Raw genomic sequence first — 14070 nt, 5'->3', positions numbered from 1 at the left:
ATCAAAAGTTTATCTTTCAAAAAAAATCGGTTCATCTATTATGTTAGATGAACCGATTTTTTTTAAAATGAAAAAGGTACACAAAAAATTCGCATACCTTTAACCTTAACCAATAAACAACACATAAAATAAACACATGCTAAAAGCTATGAAGGATTTTCACCTTTTCATCTTAAACCGAAGTTTTTCGACATAGCTTTTCTGTATTTGAATTACAAATTTAGTGTATATTTCAAAAATTTGAAATCTTTTTAAAGTTATTAATTAAGAATTTCAATAATTGTAATAAATTTGGGTAAATAATGAAGTGTATTTAATAAAATGGCCGAACTTATGGAAAAAATACCTGAGATTGATCACGTCGATATAAAAATTTTGTCCGAATTATTGAAAGATGCGAAAACTCCGTACACGGAAATCGCTGAAAGAATATTTGTTTCGGGCGGAACGGTTCATGTTAGAATGAAAAAAATGGAGAAAATGGGGATCGTAAAAGGTTCAACATTAGATCTCGATTTTTCAAAATTAGGATATGATATTACATCGTTCTTAGGCATCTATTTAGAAAAGAGTAGTCTGTATGAAGAAGTATGTACTGAGCTTGAAAAAATTCCTGAAATTCTGAATTTACATTATACAACTGGAGATTGGAGTATATTCGTAAGAATTGCTTGTAGAGATACAAATCACCTTCGCCAAGTATTACATGATAAAATACAGAGTATATCTGGTATCTCAAGAACAGAAACATTTATCTCTTTAGAAGAGAAGTTCAATAGACCACTAGCTTTTGATGAATCTGAAATGACAGGCACAGACGAAGAAATCTAAATTGATCAAAGAATGTATATAAAGACTTAAAGTCAACTATATAAAAAACGAAGCATATTTTTTATGCTTCGTTTTTTTTATGCCTTTATCTTTTTGATACTTTATATGATTTTATTTTTCCTTCTGAAAGAACCGAAACAATGTAAATTCCAGCGGGTCCATCAATCAAAATATTAGCAGTTCCAAATGCCTTAATATTTTTTATTAATTTATTATCAATTGAGGTTACCCTTATAGTTACTTCTTTTGAGTAGTGTGTTAAATCAATGGTAATTTCATCCAAGAAAGGGTTAGGGAAGATAAGAATTTCATTATCTACTTCATTTTGGTTGTTGATAGAAGTAACAACACTCCAATCAGCATATAGGGTAATATCACCTACAGTAGACCAAATTTCGGTATACCACAGAACGTTTTCACCAGGACCATTTTTCCACCCATTAAAATAAAAACCATCTTTTTCTAGTCGTTCTAATTTAAAACCTTCAGTGTTACTTTCGTAAGTAGTAGGGTTGGGATTGTCAGCACCTTTAGTATCTTTATAAGTAATGGTATATTGTGTTGTTTGACCTGTATGTCTCCATTTAACATATAAAGATAAATTCCCCGTTGTGCCTGTAGCAATTGTGCCGTTAAATGCTTGGGTATATGCAGGGTCTTTAAACCATCCATCAAATGCATATTGATCTCTTGTAGGGTTAGCCAATGTTATTTGATCTTCAATCGTATATCTAAAAACATTCGTGTTTACAACATTTGTAATGTCTTTGTTATTATTGTCTTTACCATAATAATAATTAATTGTGTAGTCAATAGGGGTCCATACAGCAGTTAAATTAATAGTTTCACCTTCACTATAACCAACTCTATCTTTTCTAAGTGAATTAGGGCTAGTTACCCAACCATAAAAATCATAACCTGTTTTGGAAAGATCGTGTAATTGAACGAACGCACCGTAAGAAACCTTTGTCTTGTTGGTATTAGTAACATTAAATTTATCAGTATAAACAATGCTATGTTGTGCTGTGAAATTTTGATCTGACTTACTTGCTGTTATTCCAGTATAAGTGTAATTAGATGGGGTGAATGTACAAGTACTATTTGAAGGAGTAATCACTACATCATCACCTTTTGCTACTTCAATTTTAAAAGTAGTATGAGATTTTACTGAAAGTGGTGTTTGAGCTATTCCATTAATACTATAGGCAAGTGAGGCATCTTCTCCAATTGTTTGGCCTTCAATTCTTGCTCCAATAAATACCAATCGTTGATAATATTGTGTTGCTACATCAGTTACTACTGCTCCTCCTAGATGGTAATTATTACTGTTATCTTCCCATTTGTATTCATATAATGGGTTAGAAGAACTTCTAGAAGGTAAAGTGAAAGAAGTTATCTTATTATGTCTAAATGCATTTTCACTAATGTTAGTGATTGAATTAGGTAGATTGACCTCTAGAAGTTCATTATACATAAAAGTAGCTAAACCAATCTCTTCTAAAGTAGTAGGCAAATCAATTGTTTTGATATCTTTGCCACTAAAAACGCCTAAAGCAATTTCTTTAACTGTTTGGCCATCAAGTGTACTTGGTAGTACAATGTCTTTGTTTTTTAGGTCGTAACTGATAGATGTGATAGAGTTATTTGTAACAACAACATCACTGTCGGTTAAGGTATATTTTATATAAAAATCTTGTCTGTATAAATTGGTCTGAAGATTAGTAAGCGTGTAATTTGCTGATGGTAGAAAAGTAATACCACTTTTTGAAGCATTAATAGTTAGACTACTTCCTTTAGCTACTTCTATTTCATAATTACTATTGCGATTTAGCGTTAGTGTTTGTGAAACAGCACCAGTTACCGTTAATGTAACGGCATCTGCTCCACGTACTTCTCCTGAAACTCTCACTCCATTAAAAGTTGGCTGAGCATTATATGCTTTTGTAAAATTAGAAACGCTTTGTCCATTTGTGAAACTATTTGGAGTTGATGAATCATCCACCCAGTTGTATGTATATAAAGCCCCTGGAGAAGGTAAATTGAAAGAAGCAAGTGATGAATTACCATCAAAAGCATAACTATCTATATAAGTGACCCTTGCTGGAATTGAAATAGAAGATAACGAATTATCTTGGAACGCACCATATCCAAGTCGCTGTAAAGTATTCGGTAAAGTAACGGCAGTTAACCCTATATTTTTGAATACCCTATCACCGATTCTTTTTACAATTTGATTGTCTAATCTGTCTGGGATGACAATGTTAGTGTTTGTTGTTGTGTTATAACTAATAGAAGTTATTGTTCCAGATGAATCAACTACAACGTCTGTATCTGTAAGTGTGTATTGTTGTGCGGAAACTACTGATGCCGTAATTAAGAAAATGAAAATTACGAATGAGTTTTTGAGTAATGTAAAGTAAGAATGGGTCATAATAATTCTGTGATTTTAATAATAGTATGCTGACAAGTTGATTATCTATAATATCAATATTGACAACATCTATTAACATCATTTAGTTGATTTTGAGATGTATATCACAAAAAAAATCATTCATTCAAAGGGAAAGTCCAATTGAATGAATGATTTGATATCTTCTGACGGTTTTTAACTTAAACGCCTACGTTCCATTCTCTCATCATCTTTTTGATGCAATTTTTAATAGGATCATTACTTTCAGCATTGTTCATAACAATACCAATCATTGGTAAGAAATTATCATCATAGTTCATTGTCCATACTGGTCGGCCATAACAAGCATTAGGGCAAATTAACCATAGGAAATCTGGTTTTTGATGATCTCTTCTTTCACCTATTACACGAACACAAGTATAGTATTTAAACGAAGATTCTTTTAGATCTTGTTCTAAGACCGTTTTCGCCATCTTGTACTTTGCATCCAAAATACCGTATCGTAAAGAAAGATGAGGATCCATATACTCAACAACAAAATCGGGAGTATAATAGAAACTGTCTCTATGAGGTTTACCGTGTAACACCAAGTGTGTATCTGTTGGTTCTCTTCCAATTTGAGGTTGGTAAAGAAAATTCATTTGCCAACGCCCTTTAACTGGTTGGATAGAAACACGTTTCGGTATAAATTCACCTTCTTCTAATGCACTTTCATCAATCTTTACATTATAGTCTTTAAAGCACTCTACCAATGCATCATAGAGTTGATAGTAGGTATAAAGCTCATAAATTTGATCTAAGAAAGATGTTTTTAGAGAAGAACTATTTTCGTTGGTATCTATTTTTAGGTTATACACCTGTAATAGACTTAGAAAAATCTTAGAATATAAATTAACCGATCCAAATCGTTTTGTTAACCTTGGAGGGTGCACATTGGGTTTGGTATTCGGAAACAATTGCATGTATTTTCTTTCAAGACGATATAATCTTGTCTTGATATCATTTACATCTTCTATAGCCTGAGAATTGATGATAACCTGTGCGGCTTCGAAAGTAGCGTAACCATTACCATCTCCTTGAAAATAATTTTTAGACTCGTTTATTAAATGAATATGAGTGATTAAATCATCTAACAATTTTCTAGCCCAATAGAATCCCCCTAAAATACATTCATTTTCGTATGTTGCATACTCCATTTTAACAACGGGAGCTTCAATACGATCTATGACAGTATATTGCCCATTGATTTCTATTGCATCTGGATGATCTTTAAGTGAATCATCAAAATAAAGTTCATCAAGGTGTTCAATTAACCAATCAATACTTTGACTGTCAATATCTGCAGTAGCAAAATCTTGAATTTCCCTTTTCTGAACAGTAGAATATCTTGGACTATGTGCTAACTCAGGAAGAACATCTTCCATGTCATTAATAAACTTGTCCAAAGGCCCTAAACGGGTCATGGATAAAGTAGAAGGTTTATTTTTCTTGTCTTCTTCAGATTCTTCTCTAGTAAATAGCTTTAGAATTAACGACTTATTTTTTTTGTATAAATAAGTAATCATTCCTTCTGCATCTTCAGAGCTTAGTTTAGAAGCATCAATACGCACTTGGAACGGTTCTCCACCACATGTGACTGTAGCTACACCTAACTGATTAGAAAAGTGTTGACCTAAACCAACGGTTATTTTACTATCTCTTTCTGAATTATGAATTAAAGAATTTTCTACTTCTACGCCATCTATTGTAACTTTTGTATTTAAAGGGAGTTCAAAATAATGGAATTCTAACTCATAGAAATGATGCTCCAAAACAACGTGTAAACCGTCGATTGGGAGCACCTCTTCTCTTTCTGTATTGTAAGGTGGAGAGCTGTCTTTTCTTATATGAAAAATCTTGAACTCCATTGTTATCCGTCTATTGAGAAGTAATTATAGAAATGATGATTAAATCCTTCTTTAGCACCTCTATCTAGCATTTTTTGTAAAGTCCACTCTGCATGAGAGTCTTTTAGGTTAAACCCTTTGACAATATCGAGTAGCGTTTTTAAACCTTCACGAGCTTCTGCTCCTTGCAAGTTAATTCGAGTAAATACACGTTGTGCTAAGCAGTAATCCAATGGACGGAATTGTTCGTTCATTGCACTATGTGCTAAATTACAATACTCAATAACTGCTTTTCTAGTTCTTAAACTAATTTGAATACCAAGATTTCTTAATTCTACAGAAATTTGCTCAAATCGTTCTTCAAGTTCAGTATCAATAAACTCAAGCTGATCTGGAGCTAACTCTTGCTTAAAATCTTTTAGATCAAATAGATCGCGAATACTATCAAAAGGAATCTCATAAGGTTCAGGCATAATGATTTCCGAACTGATTAAAGGAACATCTCTCTTTGGCAAGTCTAACCTTACAATATGAGATCTGTCTAATAATCTTGGAGAAATCTGCTCTGTAGTAGAATCCAAATTTAATGTGCCAAGAAAACGTAAGTTGTTGGCATATTCAATGAATTCATTATTACCTAAAGATATCTTTAAGCCTTTATCCATTTGTGCTTTGGTATCTGTATTCGAGTAGAATGCAGCCCAATAATGCTCAATAGGAGAGAGGTTTGCCTCGTCCAATAAGCAATAAGACATAGGAGATTGGTGGTATGATGTAGATTTAAACTCACCGTCTAATTGCTTTAAGAGATCATACAAATCTGTATTTGCTCTTTGAAAACGCTTAGATAATGGGTTGGCAAATCCAATAATATCTTTTTGAGAAGACCATCCTCTTGCTACAGAAATTTCTGAGAAACGTTCTGCTCTTGCTAATGATTGAATCATGAACCTACCTAACGATGTTTTACCAGAACCTGGAGGTCCCCATAATAATGTAAGTGAGTTCTGATGCATAGCAATCAAAACATTTGCAATAAAATGATCTGGGTAATTTCGTCCTAACCTTCCTAAGCGTTTATGTACTTTTTGAGAAAGATCTTTTAGAGAATTGATTTGTGTTTCATTCTCAATAGAGTAATCTTTTAACTCAAAATCATTGGTTTGCTGAGGGAGCTTATTTTGCCCAGTTGACGCAGAATTAAAAACATCGAATTGCATCTTTGTTTTTAATAAATTCTTCAGAGATTTGTCTGCATCTTCTTGTACTTGAATAAATTCTTCTTTTAAAGCATCAATAGAAACATCTAAATTATGCTTCACATTTCTTGCGTTATCAATTTCTTCATTGATTCTTGCAAGGTTATCAAATGTGTGTGCTAATTCTATAGCTTCTGCTTTATCAGATAATTCTTCACGTACTTTTTCAAGCTTGGATAACCCTTCTTCAATTTCTTTATTGATGGCAGATTCTCTTTCTTTCTGAAGGCTTTCTCTAATCTTCTGCTCGTTTTGACGGAGATTATTTATGCCATCTTCAAGGTCTTGAATTTCTTCTAATGAACGAGCAGTCTCTTTTTTAATTTGATCTCTTTCTCTCTTTTGTTGAGCGATAGAGTTGTCTAATTCGAGTTTCTCGTTCTGTAATCCATCTAAACTTGCTTTGAAGAAATCATTTTCTGCCAAAGAAGTAACGAACTGTTGTAAGTATTGAAGATTTTCTTGAGGTCTAGCAAAAAGTTTTTCAAGACGTTGGTAACGTTCATGAAAAGAAGTAATTGTACTATCCTTAGAAATTGCTTTCCAAACTTTATCAGCAACTTCTAGAGATTGCTTTTTATTTAACTGATCTTCTGCCCATTTAAATAGATCTTGTCTACTAATAAAATCAACAGTATCAACAATATAGTATTCAATATCTTGTATAGAACGAACAAGCTTTCGCTTTAATCCTTCTTCAGGCATATTAAATTCAAGGTAAGCGTCTGTTGGTAATTCGTATACCTCAACACTTTTACGAACACCTGTTGCAGAAAGACGAACAGTCTTAGCTTCGGTACTCGTTTTTACCCCAACAAAAGGTCCATAAATAAGTCCTTCTTTAGTTTGGGCAAAGAACTTACGTTCTTGGGCTACATAGACTTCGTTAATGATGTCATAGTAGTGCTTGTCTGGATGAAATAAATGTAATTCAAGGTCAATTTCACCGGGAAAGATTTCTAATAGTTGATCTTCAGATAATACACCTAAGCGATCAGCATGAGTGATGTGTTTGGTTAAAGAATTTTCTTTATTGTAAGCGTCATCATCCGTTAATTGTTTATTTGGACGTACACCTTTAACTTTAATTAATTCTTCTAATTTAAAATCAGTTGTTAATGTGTATGGTGCACTTGCTAAAAATATAGTCTCACCTAACTTATTAATGTCTAATTTAAACCATTCTTCGCCATCAAAATAAAATAATGGAATTATAAATTTTTTATGCTGCTTAAAATTCTGAGGGTGCTGAGCACCAACTATGTAACTATCTTCTCCTAATGCCTTGTAACTATCATAATCATCAAAAATTTCATCTAATTCTTTAATTTTCATTTTTTAGTAATTGTATATTTATACTAATTCATCATGAAAAATAGTCAAATATACGCTATAATAAAAGTGATTTTTTTTAGTTTGTTATAGATGTGTTCAATAAGTTTGTGTTAATGTCTTTTAGAATACATCAATCAACATGAAAAAACTTCCTGATACACTTGTTATCGCTTCTGCGATCTTACTATTATTTATTGGTCTTACTTGGCTTATCTCTGCAGGAGAGTACAGTCGTGAATTAGTAAATGGACGTAATGTATTAGTGCCAGGAAGCTATCAAGAAGTAACACCTTCCCCTCAAGGAATTACATCATTTTTTACAGCACCTTTAAAAGGTTTTATATCTGCTGCAGAAATAATTGCTTTTATTTTTATTGTTGGAGGAGCATTCGGAATGATGACAACTACGGGAGCTATTGAATCTGGTTTACAAAGACTTGTGGCGTGGAGTAACAAACATGCGTTGTACAAAAAGATAATAATTCCGGTCATCATCGTATTTTTCTCAATTGCAGGAGCAACATTTGGGATGTCTGAAGAAGTCTTAATTTTTATTCTGATAACATTGCCAATGTCTAAGGCAATGAAATTAGACCCCATAGTAGGTGTGGCAATTCCTTTTGTAGGTGCAGGTATTGGTTTTGCAGGGGCAATTAGTAATCCGTTTACTATAGGTATAGCACAGGCAATTGCAGAAGTTCCATTGTTTAGTGGATGGGAATATAGAATTTTTGTTTGGGTTGTATTTACTACAATCGGTGTTGTGTATATAATGCGTTATGTGTCGAAGATAGCCAATGATTCTTCAAAAAGTTTAATGGCAGATAGTATTGAACAAAATAATGATTTAGCAGATGCTGATATTATTCCTTTTACCTTAAGAAGGTCTCTTGTATTATTTACGTTTGCCTCTGGAATTGTGATGCTTGTTATTGGTGTTGCAAAATACGATTGGTATATGATTGAAATTGGAGGGTTATTTTTTGCTATTGGAATAATATCTTGTATTATATGTGGTATTCATGTTGATAAAATGAGTGCTGGATTTGTAAAAGGTGCAAAAGAAATGATGACAGCTGCTTTGGTTGTTGCTTTTTGTAAAGGTATTTTGATTGTAGCATCAGATGGTAAAATTATAGATACAGTATTGCATGGTATTGCAGGTATGGTTAGCGGACTTCCAAAAGTTGCATCAATAGAAGCAATGTTTATTTTTCAAAGTGCATTAAATACTTTCTTACCTTCCGGGTCTGGTCAAGCAGCATTAACAATGCCTATAATGGCTCCATTAAGTGATTTATTAGGAATATCAAGACAAGTAGCTGTGTTGGCTTTTCAATTTGGAGATGGACTCACAAACCTTATAATTCCTACAAGTGGTGTAACTATGGGTGTTTTGTCAATTGCCAAAATTCCTTATGAGACATGGGTGAAATGGATGGGGCCTTTGCTAGTGATTTTAATGGTAGCTGCGGGTATTTTACTACTAATACCGATGTATAGTGGTTTATGGTAATATCAAAGAATTATATAGGTTACTTTTTAAAAATACTGGCAATTTTATTAGGTGGTTTTGCTATTTATCAGTTTATAGAGAAAACACCTTGGGAGAAAGTAATAGTTACTCAACCTTTATTATTAGTTTTTGCTTGTGTATTAATGCCTTTTAATTGGCTTTTAGAATCTTATAGATGGCAATTATTGATATCACCTTTAGTGAAGCTTAATTTTAAACAAGCGGGAATTGGCGTTTTATCTGGTTTAGGTGCGGCTTTTTTAGGTGGTAGAGCTATTGGTAATTCACTTGGTAGATATTGGGTGCTTCCACAAAATATAGAACGAAAAAAATCAGTAGGAGCACTTTTTTTTTCTCAATTTACACAAGGAATATTTACCTATATCTATGGCGTAATTGCTGTTTTTTTATTAATTGGTTTTCAATGGGTATATCCTATTAAATGGAGTTCTTTATTCCTTTTTTTTGGATTGATGATAATCCTAATAGGAAGTGTTTTTTATTTCCTGAAATCGTCTGCTAAAGTCAAAAGAGTATTTATTTATTATTTTGATATGATAACTGAGTACAGCTTATCTATAATTACTAAAACACTTATTGCAGCTCAATTAAGGTACTTTGTCTTTTCTTTTCAATTTATTTTAGTGATGTTATCTCTAGATGTAGAGTTATCATTTCAGACTTTATGCTTAGTAGTCCCTTGTATTTTTCTGATTAAAACGCTTGCTCCAAGTCTATCGGGCTTACTTGATTTAGGAGCAAGAGAACTTTCAACACTCTATATCTTTACACTATTGAATGCAGATGTTAATATTGCACTAATGTCTTCTCTAATTATTTGGGGGATAAATATTCTTCTGCCATCTTTAGTTGGGCTAACAATACGTTGGCGATTATAACAAATAAACCTGCATTAGCATGAAACCTGCATGGACTGTTTTTCATACGCATACACATTTTTGCGATGGAAAATCACAATTAGAACAATACATAGAAGCTGCCATTGAATTAGGCATTAAGGCATATGGTTTTTCGTCCCATTCTCCTGTTCCATTTGATACAACTTGGAATATAAAACGTGAAAAATTGAAGGACTATCTTAAAGAAATTGAACGTTTAAAAGATAAGTACAAGGGGAGGATTCAGATATATGCAGGTTTAGAAGTAGATTATATTCCAGAAGAATGTGGTGTGCATTCATTTCCTCAGATTGACTACTCTATAGGTTCTGTACATTTTGTAGAACAGAATGATGAAGGTGAATATTGGGAGATTGATAATACAAAAACGGTTTTTAGAAAAGGCTTAAAAGAGATTTTTGAAGATGATATTAAAGCTGCAGTAGAAGATTACATTGCTTTAAATATTGAAATGCTTCAAAACGATACTCCTGATGTATTAGGGCATTTAGATAAAATTAAAATGCATAATACAACAGAAAAGTTATTTGATGAGAACGATAAGTGGTATCAAGACTTAATGACGGAGTACTTAGAAGAAATTAAGGCATCAAAAGTAATTGCAGAAGTAAATACAAGAGGCCTTTATAAAGGGTATTCTGATTTATATCCAAGCCCTTGGGTTTTAAAAAGAATGAAGGAAATGAAAATACCAATTACCCTTCAATCTGATGCACATACAACAGGTGAAATTTTAAAAGGATTTACGGAAACAGCCAAAATCTTAAAAGAAATTGGGTTTACAGAATTATACAGTCTTTGGGATAACAAATGGCAACCTTTTAATTTTGATGAAAGAGGACTCTTTATTTAATTAAAAGTAGTTTTTATAAATGTAGGTACTATTTGATAAAAGAAATCAATGTAATTTTTCTTTTATCAAATGGCCTATATTGGCAGTTGTATTGGTTGGGTTTTCTATATACTTTTTTATTGCAAAAGTAGTCGATTCAAAAGCGATTGAGTCCCAAGGAATGTCTTCAATTTCAAAAAGTTCAACATCAATACTTTCAGAAGTAACCTTAGAAAATTCGTCAGAAGATAAAGCTACGTAATAAATCAAATACACTTGATTGAAATTAGGAAGAGAAAATACAGTGTGTAAATGTTTAGCTTCACCTTTAGCATGAGTCTCTTCATACAATTCTCTCAAAGCGCCATCATTGGGAGTTTCACCATTTTCTAAAAAACCTGCAGGTAAATTCCAGTAGCCATACCTAGGTTCTATAGCTCTTTTTCCTAAAAGAATTTTCCCATCATAAATAGGTAAACAACCAGCAATAATTCTAGGGTTTTGATAGTGAATAGTATCACATTCATTACATACAAATCGATGTTTTTGATCACCCTCAGGAATAATATATTCTAGTTTGTTGTTACCACAATTACTGCAAAAATTCATAACGTTTACTTTTTTAATATATACTTAGCTAAAAATATTCAATTTATTTTGAAAAAACTTCATTCTAATAAGAATAGATACTTTTATACGAATATAAAGTAACTTACTTTTGACAGTATTTAAAACACTAAGTATTTTACATCGAAACCGTATTAACACAAAATATAAATCAAGTATGTCAGAAAACGTAATACGCAAAAAGGATTCTTTGGAATATCATGAAAAACCTATTCCAGGAAAAATAGAAGTCGTTCCAACTAAAAAGACAAAAACACAAAGAGATTTATCATTAGCGTATTCTCCAGGAGTTGCAGATCCATGTTTGGAAATTGCAGACAACAAAGAGGATGTGTATAAATATACTGCAAAAGGAAATCTAGTAGGAGTAATATCTAACGGTACTGCTGTATTGGGTTTAGGAGATATAGGTCCTGAAGCATCTAAACCTGTAATGGAAGGTAAGGGAGTACTTTTTAAAATCTTTGCAGGTATTGATGTTTTCGATATTGAAATTGATGCAAAAGACCCAAAGAAATTTATAGAGGCTGTTAAAACTATGGAGCCTACTTTTGGAGGAATCAATTTAGAAGATATAAAAGCACCAGACTGTTTTGAAATCGAGCAGACATTAAAAAAGGAAATGAATATTCCGGTAATGCACGATGACCAGCACGGTACGGCTATAATTTCTGGTGCAGCATTACTTAATGCAGCAGAAATTATAGGAAAAGATCTAAAAGATTTAAAAGTAGTAGTTTCTGGCGCAGGAGCATCAGCAGTGTCATGTATCAATATCTTTTTTGAATTAGGTGTTGAACGTAATAATGCTATTGTTTGTGATAGTAGAGGTGTAATTAGAAAAGATAGAGAAGGTTTATCTGGTAATAAACTTGATTTAGCTACAGCTACAGATGTACATACTTTAGAAGAAGCATTAGTTGGAGCAGATGTATTTCTTGGCTTATCAAGAGGTAATGTAATGACACCAGAAATGTTACTTACAATGGCCAAAGATCCGATTGTATTCGCTTTAGCTAATCCAACTCCTGAAATTGCTTATGATTTAGCAATGAGTACACGTGACGATGTAATGATGGCAACTGGCCGTTCAGATCATCCTAACCAAGTAAATAACGTATTAGGTTTTCCATATATTTTTAGAGGTGCTTTAGATGTACGCGCTACAGAAATTAACGAGCCTATGAAATTAGCTTGCGTTCGAGCAATTGCAGAACTTGCTAAAGAGCCAGTTCCAGAAACAGTAACTCAAGCATATAATGTAGATCGTTTAGTATTTGGTCGTGAATACTTTATTCCAAAACCACTTGATACTAGATTACTGACAACAGTTGCACCTGCAGTTGCTAAGGCGGCTATGGAAACAGGTGTTGCAAAAGCAGTAATAGACGACATGGAAGCGTACAAAGAGGAACTTATTAAAAGAATGGGTTCTGGTAACGATATCATGCGTCGCCTTTCAGTTAAAGCAAGTTCAGAACGTAAAAGAGTAGTTTTTGCAGAAGCAGATAACCCACATATTTTACGTGCTGCTCGTATTGCTATGGATGATGGAATCATCGAACCAATTTTATTGGGACGTAGATCAAGAATTCGTGCAATGATTGAAGCTTTAGAGTTAGATGAATTGGCAAATGTTCAAATCATAAACCCACGTGTTGAAGAAACAACAGAAGCACGTGAACGTTATGGAAAACATTATTATTCTAAGCGTCAGAGAATGGGAGCTACTTTATATGAAGCTCAAGAATTAATGTCTAAGCGTAGTTATTTTGCCGCTATGATGGTAGAGCTAGGCGATGCAGACGCAATGATTGCTGGTTTAGGTAGAAATTATATTTCTTCTTTAGCACCTGCGTTAAGAGTAATTGGTACAGAACAAGATCAGCCTGTGGCCACTATGTATATGGTACTTACAGATAAAGGACCATTATTCTTGGCAGATACAACAATGATTGAAGACCCAACGGTTGATGAAATTGTAGATATCACAGAAGCTGTTGCTATCAGAGTAAAAGAATTCTTTAAGCTCGATCCAAGAGTAGCTTTATTGAGTTATTCTAATTTTGGATCATCTAAGAAAGGTAAAGATGCCACTAAGATGAGACAAGCAAGAGAAATTTTAAAGGAACGTAATCCTAATTTACCTGTTGATGGTGATATCCAAGCAAACTTTGCTTTAAACCCACAGGTAACAAAAGAGACCTTCCCATTCTCAGATTTAGCAGAGGCAGCTGCCAATGTTTTGATTTTCCCTAACCTTTCATCTGCCAATATTGCTTTAAAATTATTGGAAGAAGTAGCAGGTACAAATACAGTAGGACCAATTGTTATGGGAATGAATAAACCAGCTCATATTTTGCAAATGGGTGCTAATGTGCAACAAATTGTAGATATGATTACTATCGCAAATTTAGATGCTCAACAGCTCTAATAATGAGATAATTGTAAAAA

Annotated in this window: 9 protein-coding genes; 5 read left to right on the top strand and 4 right to left on the bottom strand. The window is 33.0% G+C overall.

The features are described from left to right. Positions 1-333: 333 nt before the first annotated feature. A complete protein-coding gene (locus KM029_RS06565; RefSeq protein WP_144075666.1) occupies positions 334-831 on the top strand; it encodes an Lrp/AsnC ligand binding domain-containing protein in 498 nt (165 codons plus the stop codon). A gap of 85 nt (positions 832-916) precedes the next feature. Here KM029_RS06565 and KM029_RS06560 read toward each other — a convergent pair whose 3' ends face one another. The 3 genes from KM029_RS06560 to KM029_RS06550 form a co-directional block, all read right to left on the bottom strand. Continuing rightward, the gene (locus KM029_RS06560) at positions 917-3262 is read right to left on the bottom strand and encodes a leucine-rich repeat protein (protein ID WP_144072508.1); all 2346 of its coding nucleotides are present in this window, start codon (positions 3260-3262) and stop codon (positions 917-919) included. Between the two features lie 179 nt (positions 3263-3441). Then, a complete protein-coding gene (locus tag KM029_RS06555) occupies positions 3442-5148 on the bottom strand; it encodes a hypothetical protein (protein WP_144072507.1) in 1707 nt (568 codons plus the stop codon). Between the two features lie 2 nt (positions 5149-5150). Next, positions 5151-7721: a PhoH family protein gene (locus KM029_RS06550; protein ID WP_144072506.1), complete on the bottom strand. Its 2571-nt coding sequence runs from the start codon at positions 7719-7721 to the stop codon at positions 5151-5153. 139 nt (positions 7722-7860) lie between these two features. On the opposite strand from KM029_RS06550, the gene KM029_RS06545 reads away from it, so the two are divergent. The 3 genes from KM029_RS06545 to KM029_RS06535 are packed head-to-tail and all read left to right on the top strand — an operon-like array spanning position 7861 to position 11010. Continuing rightward, positions 7861-9237, top strand: a complete 1377-nt coding sequence (locus tag KM029_RS06545) for a YfcC family protein (protein ID WP_144072505.1) — start codon at positions 7861-7863, stop codon at positions 9235-9237. Further along, positions 9231-10136 (top strand): lysylphosphatidylglycerol synthase domain-containing protein, encoded by a 906-nt coding sequence (locus KM029_RS06540; protein ID WP_144072504.1) that lies wholly within the window; start codon positions 9231-9233, stop codon positions 10134-10136. The genes KM029_RS06545 and KM029_RS06540 overlap by 7 nt, the downstream gene beginning before the upstream one ends. Before the next feature lie 19 nt (positions 10137-10155). Next, complete coding sequence (locus tag KM029_RS06535; RefSeq protein WP_144072503.1) at positions 10156-11010, top strand: histidinol-phosphatase; 855 nt, start codon at positions 10156-10158, stop codon at positions 11008-11010. Between the two features lie 45 nt (positions 11011-11055). Here the strand turns inward: KM029_RS06535 and KM029_RS06530 are convergent, their stop codons facing one another. Further along, a complete protein-coding gene (locus KM029_RS06530) occupies positions 11056-11598 on the bottom strand; it encodes an NUDIX hydrolase (RefSeq protein ID WP_144072502.1) in 543 nt (180 codons plus the stop codon). 175 nt (positions 11599-11773) lie between these two features. Between KM029_RS06530 and KM029_RS06525 the strand changes: the two genes are divergently transcribed. Further along, positions 11774-14050 (top strand): NADP-dependent malic enzyme, encoded by a 2277-nt coding sequence (locus KM029_RS06525; RefSeq protein ID WP_144072501.1) that lies wholly within the window; start codon positions 11774-11776, stop codon positions 14048-14050. The last annotated feature ends 20 nt before the right edge of the window (positions 14051-14070 follow it).

Origin of the sequence: Flammeovirga kamogawensis, from assembly GCF_018736065.1 — a bacterium.
GTDB lineage: Bacteria > Bacteroidota > Bacteroidia > Cytophagales > Flammeovirgaceae > Flammeovirga > Flammeovirga kamogawensis.
Note: the sequence above shows the minus strand (reverse complement) of the source record. Positions and strands in the feature narration are given on the sequence as shown.

Coding starts and splice junctions, on each gene's coding strand:
- KM029_RS06565 (WP_144075666.1), top strand. CDS start 334: ATGGAAAAAATACCTGAGATTGATCACGTCGATATAAAAATTTTGTCC.
- KM029_RS06560 (WP_144072508.1), bottom strand. CDS start 3,262: ATGACCCATTCTTACTTTACATTACTCAAAAACTCATTCGTAATTTTC.
- KM029_RS06555 (WP_144072507.1), bottom strand. CDS start 5,148: ATGGAGTTCAAGATTTTTCATATAAGAAAAGACAGCTCTCCACCTTAC.
- KM029_RS06550 (WP_144072506.1), bottom strand. CDS start 7,721: ATGAAAATTAAAGAATTAGATGAAATTTTTGATGATTATGATAGTTAC.
- KM029_RS06545 (WP_144072505.1), top strand. CDS start 7,861: ATGAAAAAACTTCCTGATACACTTGTTATCGCTTCTGCGATCTTACTA.
- KM029_RS06540 (WP_144072504.1), top strand. CDS start 9,231: ATGGTAATATCAAAGAATTATATAGGTTACTTTTTAAAAATACTGGCA.
- KM029_RS06535 (WP_144072503.1), top strand. CDS start 10,156: ATGAAACCTGCATGGACTGTTTTTCATACGCATACACATTTTTGCGAT.
- KM029_RS06530 (WP_144072502.1), bottom strand. CDS start 11,598: ATGAATTTTTGCAGTAATTGTGGTAACAACAAACTAGAATATATTATT.
- KM029_RS06525 (WP_144072501.1), top strand. CDS start 11,774: ATGTCAGAAAACGTAATACGCAAAAAGGATTCTTTGGAATATCATGAA.